The organism is Streptomyces sp. VTCC 41912, assembly GCF_045799175.1.
GTDB lineage: Bacteria > Actinomycetota > Actinomycetes > Streptomycetales > Streptomycetaceae > Streptomyces > Streptomyces albulus_C.
Genome location: NZ_JBJMAB010000060.1, coordinates 1 through 16,481 on the forward strand (window position 1 = coordinate 1; position 16,481 = coordinate 16,481).

Consider the following 16,481-nt stretch of genomic DNA (forward strand, 5'->3'; position numbering starts at 1 on the left):
TGTCAGTCGTCCGCCAGTACATCAAACAGCAGAACCGTCCGCTCCAGCCTGCGAGCCAGAGCAGCACTCACAATCGCCTCACCTCCCCCGTAAACGGGGGAGCACTGTGATTAGTCCCAGTAGCGGGTCCGGGATGCGGAGCTTGCCGAGGGCCTCGTCGTCGGTGTCGGTGGACTCGAAGGCCAGAAGATCATCCGGTAGCTGCGGGTCCAATTGCTGGACGACCCGTTTCGCCGTGAGTTGATGCCGGGGCCGCGGGCGCATCGTCATCACGAGCGTTCCGTCGCTGGTCTCGGGCCGGGTGAGGCCGGGCAGCGGCGTGAGGTGGTCGCGCAGCGCGCGCACGTGCCGGTAAACGGTCTGCTCCGTCATGGGTCCTCCGGTCGTCTGCTGCATCCCATACGACAACGGCGGGGCCGTCCGGAAGGTGTTCCGGGCGGCCCCGCCGTTGCGTGGGTGGGTGGCGGTCAGCCGGTGTTGCGCAGGCCGGCCGCCACGCCGTTGACGGTCAGGAGCAGGGCGCGGGAGAGCAGCGGGTCGGGCTGCTGGTCGGCGGCGGCCGCGTCGCGCTGGCGCTTGAGGAGGGTGACCTGGAGGTAGGAGATCGGGTCGAGGTAGGCGTCGCGGACGCGGAAGGTCTGCTTGAGCACCGGGTTGGAGTCGAGGAGTTCGGTCTCGCCGGTGATGCGCAGGACCTCGGCGACGGTGAGCTCGTGTTCGGCCTTGATGACGGCGAAGACGTGCTGGAGCTCTTCGGGGACGAGGGTGTCGACGTAGTGCTCGGCGATCCGCAGGTCCGTCTTGGCCAGCGTCATCTCGACGTTGGAGAGGAAGTTGCGGAAGAAGTGCCAGTGCGCGTGCATTTCGTCCAGGACCGTGTCGAGGCCGGCTTCGCGGGCGGCCTTGAGGCCGGTGCCGACGCCGAACCAGCCGGGGACGATCTGCCGGGACTGGGTCCAGCCGAACACCCACGGGATGGCGCGGAGGCCGTCGAGGCCGGCGCCGGAGTCGGGGCGGCGGGAGGGCCGCGAGCCGAGGTGGAGGTCGGCGAGCTGGTCCACGGGGGTGGAGGCGAAGAAGTACGCGGGCAGGTCCGGGTCCTCGACGAGGCGGCGGTAGGCGCCGTGGGCGGCGTCGGAGACGGTCTCCATGGCCGCGTCCCAGCGGGCCAGGGCCTCGTCGGACTGTCGGGGCGCGGTGTGCAGGGCGGATGCCTGGAGCGTCGCGGCGACGGTCAGTTCGAGGTTCTCCCGGGCGAGTGACGGGACGAGGTACTTGTCGGAGATGACCTCGCCCTGCTCGGTGACCTTGATCTCGCCTTCGAGGGTGCCGTAGGGCTGGGCGAGGATCGCGTCGTGCGAGGGGCCGCCGCCGCGACCGACGGTGCCGCCGCGGCCATGGAAGAGGCGCAGGCGCACGCCGTGGCGGTGCGCGACGTCGCGGAGCAGGCGCTGGGCGCGGTGGATCTCCCACTGGCTGGTGGTGATGCCGCCGAACTTCGAGGAGTCGGAGTAGCCGAGCATGACCTCCTGGACGTCGCCGCGCAGGGCCACGAGGCGGCGGTAGGAGGGGTCGGAGAGCATGTCGTCGAGGAGCTGGTCGGCGATCTTCAGCTCGTCGGTGGTCTCCAGCAGCGGCACGATGCCGATCTTGGCCCAGCCGGCGTGCAGGTCGATCAGGCCGGCCTCGCGGGCCAGTACGGCCGCGGCGAAGACGTCGTCGGAGCCCTGGCACATCGAGATGATGTAGGACTCGATGACCTCGGGGCCGAAGGTCTTCTTGGCCCGGCGGATGGTGCGGAAGACGCCGAGGGTCTTGGCGCCGGCCTCGTCGAGGGGCGGCGGGGTGGGGGCCAGCGGCCGCCGGGAGCGGAGTTCCTTGGCGAGCAGCTTGCGCCGGTAGTCGCGCGGCATGTCCACGTAGCGCCAGGACTCCTCGCCGAGGCGGTCGAAGAGCTGGCCGAGGGCGTGGTGGTGGGCGTCGGCGTGCTCGCGGACGTCCATGGTGGCGAGCTGGAGGCCGAACGCGGAGATGGTGCGCAGGGTGCGTTCGAGGCGGCCGTCGGCGATCAGGCCGCCGCGGTGGGCGCGCAGCGAGGTCTGGATGAGGGCGAGGTCGTCGAGGAGCTCGCTGGTGCCGAGGTAGTCGCGGCCCGGCATGTGCGGGGTGTCGCCGGCGAGGCGGTCGCGGGTGTTGAGGAGCTTCTGCCGGATGCAGGTGGCCTTCAGGCGGTAGGGCTCTTCGCTGTTGAGGCGCTTGTAGCGGGGGCTGATCTCGGGGAGGAGGTCGAGGTCCTGCTGGAGCGAGGCGAGCAGCTCGTCGGTGGCGCCGCAGTTGCGGATGGAGTTGGAGAGGGCGCCGCGGAGTTCGTCGACGTGCTCCAGGGCGTCGCTGATGCCGTGCTCGTGCTGGAGGATCAGCACGTCCCAGGTCACCTGCGGGGTGACGTTGGGGTTGCCGTCGCGGTCGCCGCCGATCCAGGTGCCGAAGGTCAGCGGGCGGGTGCCGGCGGGGAGTTCGGTGCCGGCGCGCTCGAGTTCGGCGGCGAGGTCTTCGAGGACGTCGCCGACGGCGCCGCGGCCGAGCTCGTCGAGGTAGTAGATGGCGTTGCGCGCCTCGTCGGTGGGCTCGGGCCGGGCGACGCGGAGTTCGTCGGTCTGCCAGATGAGGTCGACGTTCTCGGCGAGGCGGAGGTCGACGCGGCGGCGGTCGGCGGCGTCGGTGCGGTCCAGCAGCTCGGCGATCTTGCGGAGCTTGGTGAGCACGGAGCGGCGGGCGGCCTCGGTCGGGTGCGCGGTGAAGACCGGGCGGACGCCGAGGTTGCGGGCGGTGGCCCGCAGGTGCTCGGGGTCGGCGTCCTTGAGCATGTCGGCGGTGCGGGCCAGGATGCTGCCCTCGGAGGCGCGCCTGGCGCGGAGCTCGCGACCGCGGTGGACCTGCTCGGTGACGTTGGCGAGGTGGAAGTACGTGGAGAAGGCGCGGACCAGCTTGGCGGCGGTGATCAGGTCGGTCTCGCCCAGGAGCCGGGCGGCGGCCTCGCCGTCGGAGCGGGTCAGGGCGCGGACCTGTTCCACGAGGTCGAGGAGGTCCTGGCCCTCCTGCCGGACGAGGGTCTCGCCGAGGAGGTCGCCGAGGCGGCGGATGTCGGCGCGCAGGGCACCGTTGTCACCGCTGGTGCCCTGGGTGGCCCCGGGGGTGGTGGACTCGGCGAGGTTGTTGTCGGCACTGCTCACAGGTGCGGCTCCTTGCAAGGGATGGTGCAGTCATTGAGCACGTCTTGGCGGGGTGCGGACCGCGCTGTCCGACGCCCCCAGGATAGGTCTGCCCGCCGACCGGGGATCACACCGTCCGAGGGTTGGGCATCCGGGGTGCGGGGCCGGCGGTGGGGCCTGTCACGGCCTTGCCCGGGGCGGTGTCGCTGCCATACTTACGAGACCGTAGGTTACGGTCCCGTAGGCCGTAGCCGTGCCCCGAGCCCCCGACGAGGGACACCACATGACCGCTGGTCCGAATGCCGTGGAAGAGTCACCGATGCCGCTCGATGTGCCCGCCGGTTCTTCTGCCTCCTCCCCCCTGCCGTCCGCGACGCTGGGCGGCGAGCAGCGCAGATCGCTGGAACAGATCACCCTGCTGATGTTCATCACCGTGCCGTTCCTGGCCTTGATCGCCGCGGTGCCGCTGGCCTGGGGCTGGGGCGTGAGCTGGCTGGACCTCGGGCTGATGACGGCGATGTACTTCATCGGTTGTCACGGCATCACCATCGGCTTCCACCGCTACTTCACGCATGGTGCGTTCAAGGCGAAGCGTCCGCTGCGGATCGCGCTCGCGGTCATGGGGTCGCTGGCGGTGGAGGGGCCGCTGGTCCGCTGGGTCGCCGACCACCGCAGGCACCACAAGTTCTCCGACGCGGAGGGTGATCCGCACTCGCCGTGGCGGTACGGCGAGACCGTCCCGGCGCTGCTGAAGGGCCTGTGGTGGGCGCACGTCGGCTGGATGTTCGACGAGGAGCAGACGCCGCAGCACAAGTACGCGCCCGACCTGATCAAGGACCGGGCGATCCGGACGATCTCCCGCCAGTTCGTGCTGTGGACCACGGTGTCGCTGCTGATCCCGCCGCTGGTCGGCGGGCTGGTGACGTGGTCCTGGCAGGGCGCGCTGACCGCGTTCTTCTGGGGCTCCCTGGTCCGGGTGGCGCTGCTGCACCACGTCACGTGGTCGATCAACTCCATCTGTCACGCGGTCGGCAAGCGCCCGTTCAAGTCCCGGGACCGCTCCGGCAACGTCTGGTGGCTGGCGGTGCTCTCCTGCGGCGAGTCCTGGCACAACCTGCACCACGCCGATCCGACCTCCGCCCGGCACGGGGTCCTGAAGGGCCAGCTGGACTCCAGCGCCCGGCTGATCCGCTGGTTCGAGCTGGCCGGCTGGGCGCACGACGTGCGGTGGCCGAACGCGGCGCGGATCGACGCCCGGCGCCAGGACGGCGCCCGAGGCGAGGAGAAGGCCCCGCTGGGGGCATGATTGACGGGTGGCGATCGACAGCAGCGCGAGCAACGGCAGTAAGGGAAAGTCCTCCGGCTCCTCCGGGACCCCGTCTTCGGGCACCCGACGGGCCCGCCGGGTGCGGATGACCGGCGCGGAGCGCCGTGAGCAGTTGCTGGACATCGGCCGCACGCTGTTCGCCGAGCGGGGGTACGAAGGCACGTCGGTGGAGGAGATCGCGGCCAAGGCCGGGGTCTCCAAGCCGGTGGTCTACGAGCACTTCGGCGGCAAGGAGGGGCTGTACGCGGTGGTCGTGGACCGCGAGATGCGGCAGCTGCTGGACATGGTCACCGGTGCGCTGACCGCCGGGCACCCGCGGGAGCTCCTCGAACAGGCGGCGTTCGCGCTGCTCGACTACATCGAGACGTTCACCGACGGCTTCCGGATCCTGGTCCGGGACTCCCCCGTCGCGCAGTCCACGGGCACCTTCGCGTCGCTGATCAGCGACATCGCCACCCAGGTCGAGGACATCCTGGGCCTCGAATTCAAGGCCCGCGGCTTCGACCCGAAGCTGGCGCCGCTGTACGCCCAGGCGCTGGTCGGCATGGTGGCCCTGACCGGCCAGTGGTGGGTCGACGCCCGCAAGCCGAAGAAGGCGGAGGTGGCGGCGCACCTGGTGAACCTCGCCTGGCACGGGCTGGGGAACCTCGAACCCAAGCCGCGGCTGATAGGGCACCGGAAGAACTGAGGGCGAGCACCGGCGGTCGCCGGGTGCGTGCCGGCCCGGTCGCGGGCGAGGGTTTCTGAGTGATCGTCACGGTGGACTGCCGTCAGGGCGGATTGCCGTCGGGCCGTCGTCGTCACGGGTGCCCCTGCCACCTGGGCCGACCCCAGGGTCCGGCCATCGTCTTCACGCTCCGGCGCGGTCGCCTTCGGAGCGGTCCGCGCGCCCGCGCCGGCCTCGAACCAGCAGCCTTCTCCTGCCTCCCCAGGCCGGCGGCGAGCTGGATGTGGTCGAGGCCGGTGCTCACTGCGGAGCCTTGGGAATCAGGCGGTCGGGGCGGCGGGGGCGGCGCCCCCCTCGGGCGGCGCCGCGGGCCCGGGCTTCTGGGCTACGGCGAAGATGCGGCGGAACGGGAAGACCGTGCCGTGCGGGCCGGTCGGGTAGGCGCGGCGCAGGGCGTCGCGGTACTCGGTGAGGAAGGCGTCGCGCGCCTCGGGGTCGCCTTCGAGGGCGGTGAGGACGGGGCGCAGGGCCGTGCCCTTGACCCAGTCGAGGACCGGGTCGTCGCCCTGGAGGAGTTGGACGTAGGTGGTCTCCCAGGCGTCGGTGGCGCAGCCGAGGTCGGTGAGGCGCTGGAGGTAGTCGGCGGGGTCGAGGATGTGGACGAAGCGGCGACCGTGCCGGTCGAGGCGCTCGGACCACTGCGGGGAGTCGCACAGTTCGCCGAGGAGGGCGTGGCTGGGCGAGGTGAAGTTGCCCGGGACCTGGAAGGCGAAGGTGCCGCCGGGGGTGAGGGCGTCGATCCAGCGGGCGAAGGAGTCCGGGTGGTTGGGGACCCACTGCAGGGCCGCGTTGGAAATGATCAGGTCGAAGGGCTCTTCGGGGGTCCAGTCGGCGGCGTCGGCGGGGGCGAAGTCGAGGTGGCCGCCGCCGCGGGTGGGGCCGGCGTGGGACTCGGCCTCTTTGAGCATGTCGGTGGAGTTGTCGAAGCCGGTGATGTGCGCGTCCGGCCAGCGGTCGGCGAGTTGGACGGTGACGTTGCCGGGGCCGCAGCCGAGGTCGGCGATGCGGGCGGGGCGGTCGGGGCGGGGGAGCTCGGGTATCCGGGCGAGGAGGTCGTGGAAGGGGCGGGTGCGGTGACCTGAGTGGTGGAGGTACTGCTGGGGGTCCCAGACGGGTGCGTCGTGCATGTTCGATAACCCCTTTGCTGATGCAGGGCCGGCACGGTTCTGTTGTGGAGCCTGTCGAACGGCCTCCGAGCGAGTTTTGGCCATCTCGGGCGGATTCCGTGCTGCGCCCACGATGCCCAGTAGTCCAGGAAAATATATCTTGATATCGAGAAGCTCGCCATCAAGAGACTTTATGTCGACAGACCCTTTACACTGATCGCCATGGAGGACGAGGTCGATCGACTGGTCGCAGCATGGCGCCGCGAGCGCCCGGACCTCGACGTGGAGCCGCTTGAGGTCCTCAGCCGCGTCTCCCGCCTGGCCAGACACCTCGACCGGGCCCGTCGCCTCGCCTTCTCCGAGGTGGGCCTGGAGCCCTGGGAATTCGACGTGCTGACCGCCCTGCGGCGCGCCGGCGCCCCCTACCAGCTCTCCCCCGGCGCCCTGCTGACGCAGACGCTGGTCACCTCCGGCACGATGACCAACCGCATCGACCGGCTCGCCAAGAAGGAATTGGTGGAGCGGTTGCCGGACCCCAGCGACCGGCGCGGGGTGCTGGTCCGACTGACCGCCAAGGGCCGCGACAAGGCCGACGAATCGCTGGCCGGGCTGCTCACGCAGGAGCGCGCCATCCTCGCCGAGCTGTCGCGGCAGCAGCGGCACGAATTGGCCGGACTTCTGCGGCGGTTGACCGGACCGTTTGACAACGTGCCGGGTTAGGTCCACAGGGGGCGCGCGGCCGGGGTGCTCTTGCCGGGCCGCCCCGGGGTGGGCTTGGATCTCCGCATGAGCCAGCAGGGGACCGGAGGAACGGGCTCCGTGCCCGTGGGGCCGTACGGCAGTGGTGGCAGGCGCGGACGGCGGTTTTCGGGGCGGACGGTGCTGGTCACCGGCGCCGCCGGCGGCATCGGGGCGGCGACCGCGGACCGGCTGGCCGCCGAGGGCGCCGCGGTGCTGCTGCTGGACGTCGACGACGCCCGCGGCGAGCGCGTCGCGCGGCGGATCCGGGCGGCCGCCGGGCGGGCCTCGTACGAGCACTGCGACGTGGCCGTCGAGGACGACTGGCGGCGGGCCGTCGCGGCGGCGCACACCCGGTACGGGCCGGTGGACGGCCTGGTCAGCAACGCCTACCTGGCGCACGTGGCACCGGCGGACCGGACCTCGCCGGTGGAGTGGGACCGGCAGCTGGCGGTGAACCTCACCGGGGCGTTCCTGGGCGTGCGGGCGGTCCTCGCGGACCTGCGGGCGCGCGGCGGGGCGGTGGTGCTGACGTCGTCGGTGCACGCGCTGGTGGGGCTGCCGGGGCGGCCCGCGTACGCGGCGTCCAAGGCCGGATTGACCGGACTGGGCCGGCAGTTGGCGGTGGAGTACGGGCCCCAGGTGCGGGTGAACTGCGTCCTGCCGGGTCCGGTGCTGACCGCGGCGTGGGACGGCATCGACGAGGAGCAGCGGCGGGCCAGCGCGGCCGAGACCGCGGCGCGGCGGCTGGGGCGGCCCGAGGAGGTGGCGGCCGCCATCGCGTTCCTGCTCTCCGGGGAGGCGTCGTTCGTGACGGGGGCCAGCCTGGTGGTGGACGGCGGCTGGAGCGTGTACAAGAACTCCTCGTGAGGCAGACCTGAAGACGGGCGGCGCTCCGGGAGCGGTCGTGGCGGGGCGGTGCCCGTGCCGTGGCGCCGCGCGGCGCACCGGGTCGCTCGGCGCCTTCATCCCGCATGCGAGCCAGGGGGTCCGATGGGCATCCGATTCGGCGGCGACTACAACCCCGAGCACTGGCCGGAGGAGGTGTGGGCCGAGGACCTGGCGCTGATGAAGGCGGCCCACGTCTCCATGGTCACGGCCGGGATCTTCTCCTGGGCGAAGGTCGAACCCCGGCCGGGGGAATGGGACTTCGGCTGGTTCGACCGGGTCATGGACGGCCTGGCCGGGGCCGGGATCGCGGTGTGTCTGGCGACGATGACGGCGTCACCACCGCCGTGGTTGAGCCGGGCGCACCCGGAGATCCTGCCGGAGGGCCCGGACGGGCAGCGCCGCTGGCCGGGCGCGCGGCAGCACTTCTGCCCGTCCAGCCCGGTGTTCCGGGCGCACGCGGTGCGGCTGGTGGAGCAGGTCGCGGCGCGGTACGCCGACCATCCGGCGCTCGCGCTGTGGCACGTGGGCAACGAGTTCGGGTGCCACACCCGGCAGTGCTTCTGCGACGTGTCGGCGGAGCACTTCCGAAGCTGGCTGCGGGAGCGGTACGGCAGCGTGACGGCGCTCAACGACGCCTGGTCGACGTCGTTCTGGTCGCAGGCGTACGGGGACTTCGCGGAGGTGCTGCCGCCCCGGACCGCGCCGACGTTCGCCAATCCGGCGCAGCAGTTGGACTACCTGCGGTTCGGTGACGCGGCGCTGCGGGAGTGCTATCTGGCGGAGCGGGCGGTCCTCACGCGGCTGGCGCCCGGGGTGCCGGTGACGACGAACCTGATGCCGCAGCACAAGCCGGTGGACGCGTTCGGTTGGGCGCCGTCGATGGACGTGATGGCGCTGGACTTCTACCAGGACCCGCACGTGCCGGACGACCACGTCCGGGCGGCCTACGTCTTCGACCTGATGCGGTCGGCGCGCGAGGGGCAGCCGTGGCTGTTGCTGGAGCAGGCGCCGGGCGCGGTCAACTGGCGGCCGCGCAACGGGCCCAAGCCGCCCGGGGCGATGCGGCTGTGGAGCTGGCAGGCGGTGGCGCAGGGCGCGGACGCGGTGCTGTTCTTCCAGTGGCGGCAGTCGCTGGGCGGGGCGGAGAAGTTCCACTCGGCGATGGTGCCGCACGGCGGGACGGACACCCGGATCTTCCGTGAGGTGTGCGCGCTGGGGCGGGAGTTGGCGGCGGTGCCGGGGATCGAGGGGGCCCGGTCGCGGGCCTCGGTGGCGCTGCTGGCCGACTGGCAGAGCTGGTGGGCGCTGGAGCTGGATTCCCGGCCGTCCACGGCGCTGGACCACTCCCGGATCGCGCTGGCCCACTACCGGCCGCTGTTCGAGGCGGGGGTGGCCTGCGACGTGGTGCCGCCGGGACGGGAGTTGTCGGGGTACCGGATGGTGGTGGTGCCGAACCTGTACCTGCTGACGGAGCCGGACGCGGCGCGGCTGGCGGCGTACGTGCGCGGTGGCGGGCAGCTGGTGGTGTCGTTCTTCTCGGGCATCGTCGACGACTGCGACCGGGTGCGTCCGGGGGGCTACCCGGGGCCGTTGCGGGAGTTGCTGGGGTTGCGGGTGACGGAGTTCTGGCCGCTGGCCGAGGGACGGTCGGTGGCGGTGGGCGACGGCGATCCGACCGCGGCCGGGCGGGGCCGGCAGACCGGGCGGGCCTACGCCGGTCGCGCGGACCTGTGGTCGGAGGAGATCGAGGTGGCCGGCGCCGAGGTGGTGGCGCGGTTCCTCGACGGCGAGTTGGCCGGGCAGCCGGCGGTGACCCGACACGACCACGGGCGGGGCACCGCCTGGTACGTCGGGACCCGGCTGGAACCGGCCCTGATGCGCGCCCTGTTGGACGACGTGCGGGCGGCGGCGGGCGTGGCGCCGGTGCTGCCGGACCTGCCGCCGGGCGTGCAGGCGACGGTGCGGGAGGGCGCCGGCGGCCGGTACGTGTTCCTGCTGAACCACGGCGGCCGGGCGGTGGAGGTGGCACTGCCGGAGCCGCTGCGGGACGCGTGGGAGCCCCGGGCGGCGCCGGTGACGCGGGTGACGCTGGCCGCCCGGGGCGTGGCGGTGCTGACCGGTCCGGAACGGGAGGGCGGTGGGGGCGCCCCGGAGTGATCCGGTCGGGCGCGGCCGGGGTCAGGGCAGGGTGAGCGGCCCGGCGCCGGCCGGTTCGAGGTCGGCGGGGCCGACGCCGGCCCGGCGGGCCAGCGCGACGGCGGCGAGGGTGGAGTGCACGCCCAGCTTGCCGAGCACGTTCTGCATGTGGGTGCGGACGGTGTGCGGGGAGAGGAAGAGCCGCTCGGCGACCGCCTTGCGGCCCAGTCCGGCGACCATGCAGCGCAGCACCTCGCGTTCGCGCGGGGTCAGGGACTCCACCAGCCGCTCGCTCTCGCTGCGGTGCTTGCGGGCCGCGGTCAGCTCCCGCAGCACGCCGGTGAGCAGGGCGGGCGGCAGGTGCGTCTCGTCGCGCAGCACGCCGCGGATGACGGCCAGCAGGCGGGAGAGCGAGGAGTCCTTCGCGACCCAGCCGGAGGCGCCGGCCTGGAGGGCTGCGGCGGCCCGGCGCGGGTCGTCCCGGTCGGCGAGGACCACGGTCCGCAGGTACGGGTGGCTGGTGCGCAGGCCGGACACCAGGGCGATGCCGTCCAGCGGGGCGCGGGGCGGGCTCTCGCGCGGGGTGCCGTCGCGGGCGGGCCCTTGGGGCGGCACGGCGAGGAGCGGGGCGGCCAGGTCGGCGTCGGCGAGCAGCACGTCGAAGCGGCGGCCGTCGGTGGTGGCCCGGTCGAGCGTGCGCAGCGCCGCCGGTGCGCTGCCCGCCGCGGCGACGTCCACGTCCACCTCGGCGGCCAGTGCGGCCGCCAGGGACTCGGCGAAGATGCGGTGGTCGTCGACCACCAGAACCCGGATTCGTTGCACGCAAGACCCCCTGTCTCGGTGAACGGACCATAGCGGGCACGGCGTCCGGATTGAAGATCGCCTCGGCCGGGCGGCGGACGCCGCCGGCCGGTGACCACCCGCCCCGGGCGCGGTACCCGAGCGGTCTCGCCCCCTGATCTGCGCCGGCCCCCACCGGCGCTGGTGACAGCGTACGGACGGGGTGCCCGAGCGGAAGGTGATTGACGAAAGTGGCCGGGGAACGGGGGGCGCCCGGCGCACGGACGGCGGTTCGCGGACGCCCTACGGCCGGAGGCGGTGGGCGCCGGGGCCCGGCACGGCCGGGAAGATCCGGGGCGGGGTGTGGCCGGCGGCGGTGAACGCCGCGTGCAGGGCGTCGGTGACGGTGTCCGCGGCGGCCGCCTCGACGAGCACGAGGGCCGAGCCGCCGAAGCCGCCGCCGGTCATCCGGGCGCCGAGCGCACCGGCGGCGTTGGCGGTGTCGACGGCGAGGTCGAGTTCGGGGCAGGAGACCTTGAAGTCGTCGCGGAGGGAGGCGTGTCCGGCGGTGAGCAGGGGGCCGATGGCGCGGGGGCGGCCGGCGTCCAGGTGGGCGACGGTCCGTTCCACGCGGTGGTTCTCGGTGACGATGTGGCGGACGAGGTCCCGGACGACCGGGTCGGACGCCAACGTGTCGAGGGCCGCGGGCAGATGTGCGTACGGGACGTCGCGCAGCGCGCGTACGCCGAGCGCCCGCGCGCCACGTTCGCATCCGGCGCGACGCTCGGCGTACGCGCCGTCGCCGAGTTGGTGGCGGACGCGGGTGTCGACGACGAGGAGGCGGAGCCCTTCCGCGGCCAAATCGAACGGGACGTGGCGGTGGCTGAGGTCGCGGGTGTCCAGGAAGAGGGCGTGGCCGGCGGTGCAGCAGGCGGCCGCGGTCTGGTCCATGATCCCGCAGGGCACGCCGACGTAGGCGTTCTCGGCGCGTTGGGCGAGGCGGGCCAGTTCGGCGCGGGGCAGGCCGAGGCCGTACAGGTCGTCCAGGGCGAGGGCGGTGGCGATCTCCAGGGCGGCCGAGGAGGACAGGCCGGCGCCGAGCGGGACGGTGCTGGAGTAGTGCAGGTCGGCGCCGCCGATCGGCAGGCCGGCCGCCCGCATCGCCCACACCACGCCGGCGGGGTAGGCGGCCCAGTCGGCTCCGCGGGCCGGCGGGGCGAGGTCGTCGGTGCGGAGGGTGACCGGGCCGCCGGGGGCGCCGGCGGAGTGCAGCCGCAGCACCCCGTCGGTACGGGGTGCTGCGGCGGCGATGGTGGTGTGCGGGAGGGCCAGGGGCATCACGAAGCCGTCGTTGTAGTCGGTGTGTTCACCGATCAGGTTGACCCGGCCGGGGGCCGCCCAGGTGCCGGCGGGCTCGGCCCCGTACACCGCGTGGAAGGCCGCCGCGGTGCGGGCCGCGCCGTGCTCCGTGTCTGTCACGTGGACTCCTTCGTGCTGTCCCGGCCGGGGCTCGCGCCCCGGGCGGGTCTCGAACTCCCCCGGCTACGGCTGGGAGGCGCCCCCGGCCGGGCCGGGGTTGTCCGGGCTGGTGGTGGCCCGGGCGAACGCCCAGGCGTCGGCGATGATGTCGGCCAGGTCGGTGCGGGTGGGGCGCCAGCCCAGCCGGTCGATGGCGGTGCGCGCGGAGGCGACCAGGACGGCGGGGTCGCCGTCCCGGCGCGCGGCGGTGACCTCGGGAATCGGGTGGCCGGTGACCTTGCGGACGGTCTCGATGACCTCGCGGACGGAGAAGCCGTTGCCGTTGCCGAGGTTGCAGATGAGGTGTTCGCCGGGGCGGGCGGCGGCCAGGGCCAGCAGGTGGGCCTCGGCGAGGTCCGCGACGTGGAGGTAGTCGCGCACGCAGGTGCCGTCGGGGGTCGGGTAGTCGTCGCCGTAGACGGAGATGGCGTCGCGCCGGCCCTGGGCGACCTGGAGGACGAGCGGGATCAGGTGCGACTCGGGGTCGTGGCGTTCGCCGTGACTGCCGTACGCGCCGGCGACGTTGAAGTAGCGCAGGGACACCGCGGCCAGGCCGTGCGCGGCCGCCTCGCCGGTGATCATGTGGTCGACGGCGAGCTTGGTCGCGCCGTAGGGGGAGGTGGGGGCGGTCGGGTCGGTCTCGGTGATCGGGGTGTTGACCGGCTCGCCGTAGGTGGCCGCGGTGGACGAGAAGACGAGCGTGCGCACGCCCGCCGTGCGCATCGCGGCGAGCAGTTCCATGGTGCCGCCGACGTTGTTGGTCCAGTACTTCTCCGGCTGTTGGACGGACTCGCCGACCTGCGAGAACGCGGCGAAGTGCAGGACCGCGTCGTACGTGGGGGTCCCCCCGGCGGAGCCGGGGGGAGCGTCCAGCCACCGGTGCGCGTCGCGGATGTCGCCCTCGACGAACGTCGCCCCGGCGGGCACGGCCTGGCGGAAGCCGGTGGAGAGGTTGTCGAGGACCGTGACGGCGTGGCCGGCCTCCAGCAGGTGCTGGGCCACCACGCTTCCCACGTAGCCCGCGCCGCCGGTCACCAGGTAATTGCTCATGACTCGCTCGCTACCTCTCGCAGTCGCTCGGCCGCAGCCTCCGGCGGCACGTCGTTGATGAACACGTTCATGCCGGATTCGGAACCCGCGAGGAACTTCAGCTTTCCGGGAGTCCTGCGGACGGTGAAGAGCTCAAGGTGGAGCGCGAACTGGGAGCGGTCCGCGGCGTGCACGGGCGCCTGGTGCCAGGCGGAGATGTACGGCGTCGGGGGCGCTTCCGGCCCGAAGATCCGGTCGAACCGGCGCAAGACTTCCAGGTAGATCTGTGGGAACTCTGTGCGGGCCGGCCCGTCCAGCGCCAGCAGGTCCGGGACCCGGCGCTTGGGGTAGAGGTGCACCTCGTAGGGCCAGTGCGCGGCGTACGGGACGAAGGCGACCCAGTGGGCGCCGTCCAGGACGATGCGCCGGCCGTCGGTGCGCTCGCGGGCGACCACGTCGTCGAAGAGGTTGCGGCCGGTGGCCTCACGGTGGGCGGCGAGGGACGCCAGCATCCGCTCGGTGCGGGGGGTGACGAAGGGGTACGCGTAGATCTGGCCGTGCGGGTGGCCGAGGGTCACGCCGATCTCGGCGCCGCGGTTCTCGAAGCAGAAGACCTGTGCCACGCCGGGGAGTTGGGAGAGCGCCGCGGTGCGGTCGGTCCAGGCGTCGAGGACCAGGGCGGCCTGTTCCTCGGTGAGGTCGGCGAACGAGGCGTCGTGGTCGGGGGTGAAGCAGACCACCTCGCAGCGGCCGTGTTCGCCGGCGAGCGAGGGGAAGCGGTTCTCGAAGACGACGACGTCGTAGCCGTCGGCGGGGATCTCGGTGTGCCGGCCGGCGGCGGAGGGGCACAGCGGGCAGGCGTCGACCGCGGGGTGGTAGGGGCGGCCCTGGCGGTGCGAGGCGACGGCGACGGCGTCGCCGAGGAGAGCGTCGGTGCGGATCTCGGCGGTGGTGGCGACCGGGTCCAGCGGGCGGGCGTCGGCGGCGGTGCGGTCGGCGGCGTCGGACGCGTCGTAGTAGAGCAGTTCCCGGCCGTCGGCGAGCCGGGTCGTCGTCTTCTTCACCGGGAGCTCCTCATCATGGCGGGCACACCACCCAAACACAAACAAACACAATGAAGCACAACCCAACAGAGACGTCAACGCACGCCCTCACCCGCCCCCTTGAGATCCCATACCGCCCATAGCGGATAAATCTCCACTCAATCCACAGCCTTCGCTCATGATCCAACAACTGAAACGCACAAAACTATTCAGTTTTCGGTCGAGCGTGCGTACGTTTTTGTGCGTTCACTTCGCGGACATCGCCGCGCTCCCCGAAAAGGCTGCACTCCCCCGGAAAGAGGGCTCATGATCACTCTGGCCGACGGGCTACGACTCCCGACAAACGGGCTCGACTACACGATCCTGGCCATCTACTTCGTCGTCGTCCTCGGCATCGGATTCGCCGCCAAACGCAGCGTGCGGACCAGCCTGGACTTCTTCCTCTCCGGACGGTCGCTGCCCGCCTGGGTCACCGGACTCGCCTTCGTCGCCGCCAACCTCGGCGCCACCGAGATCCTCGGGATGGCGGCGACCGGTGCGCAGTACGGCGTCGCGGTCGTCCACTGGTACTGGATCGGCGCCATCCCGGCCATGGTCTTCCTGGGCCTGGTCATGATGCCCTTCTACTACCGCTCGAAGGTCCGCTCCGTACCGGAGTTCCTGCTCCAACGCTTCGACAAGTCCGCGCACCTGCTCAGCTCGATACTCTTCGCCTTCGCCGCCGTCCTGATCGCGGGCGTCAACCTCTACGCCCTGTCGATCGTCGTCGAGGCGCTGCTCGGCTGGCCGCAGTGGGTCGCCATCGTCGTCGCCGGACTCTTCGTCCTCGCCTACATCACCATCGGCGGACTCTCCTCGGCGATCTACAACGAGGTGCTCCAGTTCTTCGTGATCCTCGCCGCGCTCATCCCGCTGGTCGTCCTCGGCCTCAAGCGGGTCGGCGGCTGGGGCGGCCTGACCGACTCGCTCACCGCGTCGCACGGCCACAACTTCCTGACCGCCTGGGGCGGCACCGGCATCGGCCAGGCCAACCCGCTGGGCGCCAACTGGCTGACGATCATCCTCGGCCTGGGCTTCGTGCTCTCCTTCGGCTACTGGACCACCAACTTCGCCGAGGTGCAGCGCGCACTGTCCGCGAAGAACCTCTCCGCCGCCCAGCGCACCCCGCTCATCGCGGCCTTCCCGAAGATGTTCATCGTCTTCCTGGTGATGATCCCGGGCCTGGTCGCCGCCGTCCTCGTGCCGAAGCTCGGCGCCCCCGGCGGCCTGCAGTACAACGACGCGATCCCCTACCTCATGCAGGAGCTGCTGCCCAACGGCGTGCTCGGCATCGCCGTCACCGGCCTGCTCGCCGCCTTCATGGCCGGCATGGCCGCCAACATCTCGTCCTTCAACACCGTCTTCACGTACGACATCTGGGCCAAGTACGTGAAGACGGACCGGCCCGACGGCTACTACCTGCGCTTCGGGCGGCTGATCACCGCGATCGGCGTGCTGGCCTCGATCGGCACCGCGTTCATCGCCTCGTCGTTCTCCAACATCATGGGCTACCTCCAGACCCTGTTCTCCTTCTTCAACGTGCCGATGTTCGTGGTCTTCATCATCGGCATGTTCTGGAAGCGGGCCTCGATGAAGTCCGGTGTCTGGGGCCTGCTCGCCGGCACCACCGCCGCGATGGTCAACTACTTCTGGATCTACAAGCAGGGCGTCATCGCCATCCCCACCGACCAGGGTGCCAACTTCGTCTCCGCCATCGTCGGCTTCGTCGCCGGCGCGGTGGTCATGGTCGCCGTCACGCTCTTCACCGAACCCAAGCCGGAGGCCGAACTGGCCGGGCTCGTCTACGGGACGACCGCGCCGGGCCTCGCGGAGCCGCCCGCCGAGGGCGACGCCGCCTGGTACCGCAAGCCCGCGCTCCTCGGCTGGGGCGCCCTCGTCCTCGCCGCGCTGTGCTACCTGCCCTACTCGCTCTGA

General features: G+C 72.3%; 13 protein-coding genes. 6 read left to right on the plus strand and 7 right to left on the minus strand.

The window, feature by feature from the left end; genetic code table 11:
• Positions 1-78: 78 nt before the first annotated feature.
• Both ACJ6WD_RS39180 and ppc read right to left on the minus strand, forming a co-directional pair.
• Entirely contained in the window at positions 79-372 is a 294-nt protein-coding gene (locus ACJ6WD_RS39180; protein ID WP_407617631.1) for a hypothetical protein, read from the minus strand.
• Positions 373-467: 95 nt separating this feature from the next.
• Positions 468-3,233: a phosphoenolpyruvate carboxylase gene (gene ppc, locus ACJ6WD_RS39185; protein WP_407617632.1), complete on the minus strand. Its 2,766-nt coding sequence runs from the start codon at positions 3,231-3,233 to the stop codon at positions 468-470.
• Between the two features lie 262 nt (positions 3,234-3,495).
• Between ppc and ACJ6WD_RS39190 the strand changes: the two genes are divergently transcribed.
• On the plus strand, positions 3,496-4,518 hold the full coding sequence (locus ACJ6WD_RS39190) for a fatty acid desaturase (protein WP_037635707.1): 1,023 nt from the start codon (positions 3,496-3,498) through the stop codon (positions 4,516-4,518).
• Positions 4,519-4,525: 7 nt separating this feature from the next.
• On the plus strand, positions 4,526-5,227 hold the full coding sequence (locus ACJ6WD_RS39195) for a TetR/AcrR family transcriptional regulator (RefSeq protein WP_020930731.1): 702 nt from the start codon (positions 4,526-4,528) through the stop codon (positions 5,225-5,227).
• A gap of 299 nt (positions 5,228-5,526) precedes the next feature.
• On the opposite strand, the gene ACJ6WD_RS39200 is transcribed toward ACJ6WD_RS39195, so the two are convergent.
• Complete coding sequence (locus tag ACJ6WD_RS39200; RefSeq protein WP_407617633.1) at positions 5,527-6,393, minus strand: trans-aconitate 2-methyltransferase; 867 nt, start codon at positions 6,391-6,393, stop codon at positions 5,527-5,529.
• 201 nt (positions 6,394-6,594) lie between these two features.
• On the opposite strand from ACJ6WD_RS39200, the gene ACJ6WD_RS39205 reads away from it, so the two are divergent.
• The 3 genes from ACJ6WD_RS39205 (at position 6,595) to ACJ6WD_RS39215 (ending at position 10,158) form a co-directional block, all read left to right on the plus strand.
• A complete protein-coding gene (locus tag ACJ6WD_RS39205) occupies positions 6,595-7,092 on the plus strand; it encodes a MarR family winged helix-turn-helix transcriptional regulator (protein ID WP_016573281.1) in 498 nt (165 codons plus the stop codon).
• Between the two features lie 66 nt (positions 7,093-7,158).
• A complete protein-coding gene (locus ACJ6WD_RS39210) occupies positions 7,159-7,980 on the plus strand; it encodes an SDR family NAD(P)-dependent oxidoreductase (RefSeq protein ID WP_045788060.1) in 822 nt (273 codons plus the stop codon).
• A 123-nt stretch (positions 7,981-8,103) separates the two neighbouring features.
• Positions 8,104-10,158, plus strand: a complete 2,055-nt coding sequence (locus tag ACJ6WD_RS39215) for a beta-galactosidase (protein ID WP_407617634.1) — start codon at positions 8,104-8,106, stop codon at positions 10,156-10,158.
• A gap of 21 nt (positions 10,159-10,179) precedes the next feature.
• Here the strand turns inward: ACJ6WD_RS39215 and ACJ6WD_RS39220 are convergent, their stop codons facing one another.
• The 4 genes from ACJ6WD_RS39220 to galT form a co-directional block, all read right to left on the minus strand.
• Positions 10,180-10,959 carry a response regulator transcription factor gene (locus ACJ6WD_RS39220; RefSeq protein WP_037635705.1) on the minus strand — a complete coding sequence of 260 codons (780 nt, stop codon included), beginning with the start codon at positions 10,957-10,959 and terminating at the stop codon, positions 10,180-10,182.
• 261 nt (positions 10,960-11,220) lie between these two features.
• Positions 11,221-12,396, minus strand: a complete 1,176-nt coding sequence (gene galK, locus ACJ6WD_RS39225; protein ID WP_407617635.1) for a galactokinase — start codon at positions 12,394-12,396, stop codon at positions 11,221-11,223.
• Between the two features lie 63 nt (positions 12,397-12,459).
• Positions 12,460-13,485 (minus strand): UDP-glucose 4-epimerase GalE, encoded by a 1,026-nt coding sequence (gene galE, locus ACJ6WD_RS39230; RefSeq protein ID WP_331248002.1) that lies wholly within the window; start codon positions 13,483-13,485, stop codon positions 12,460-12,462.
• Complete coding sequence (gene galT, locus ACJ6WD_RS39235; RefSeq protein ID WP_407617636.1) at positions 13,482-14,528, minus strand: galactose-1-phosphate uridylyltransferase; 1,047 nt, start codon at positions 14,526-14,528, stop codon at positions 13,482-13,484. Before galT ends, galE begins: the two co-directional genes overlap by 4 nt.
• A 285-nt stretch (positions 14,529-14,813) precedes the next feature.
• Here galT and ACJ6WD_RS39240 point away from each other — a divergent pair, with 285 nt between their 5' ends.
• Positions 14,814-16,481 carry a sodium:solute symporter family protein gene (locus ACJ6WD_RS39240; protein ID WP_016578186.1) on the plus strand — a complete coding sequence of 556 codons (1,668 nt, stop codon included), beginning with the start codon at positions 14,814-14,816 and terminating at the stop codon, positions 16,479-16,481.

Coding starts and splice junctions, on each gene's coding strand:
- ACJ6WD_RS39190 (WP_037635707.1), top strand. CDS start 3,496: ATGACCGCTGGTCCGAATGCCGTGGAAGAGTCACCGATGCCGCTCGAT.
- ACJ6WD_RS39240 (WP_016578186.1), top strand. CDS start 14,814: ATGATCACTCTGGCCGACGGGCTACGACTCCCGACAAACGGGCTCGAC.
- ACJ6WD_RS39200 (WP_407617633.1), bottom strand. CDS start 6,393: ATGCACGACGCACCCGTCTGGGACCCCCAGCAGTACCTCCACCACTCA.
- galE (WP_331248002.1), bottom strand. CDS start 13,485: ATGAGCAATTACCTGGTGACCGGCGGCGCGGGCTACGTGGGAAGCGTG.
- ACJ6WD_RS39205 (WP_016573281.1), top strand. CDS start 6,595: ATGGAGGACGAGGTCGATCGACTGGTCGCAGCATGGCGCCGCGAGCGC.
- ACJ6WD_RS39210 (WP_045788060.1), top strand. CDS start 7,159: ATGAGCCAGCAGGGGACCGGAGGAACGGGCTCCGTGCCCGTGGGGCCG.
- ACJ6WD_RS39215 (WP_407617634.1), top strand. CDS start 8,104: ATGGGCATCCGATTCGGCGGCGACTACAACCCCGAGCACTGGCCGGAG.
- ACJ6WD_RS39180 (WP_407617631.1), bottom strand. CDS start 372: ATGACGGAGCAGACCGTTTACCGGCACGTGCGCGCGCTGCGCGACCAC.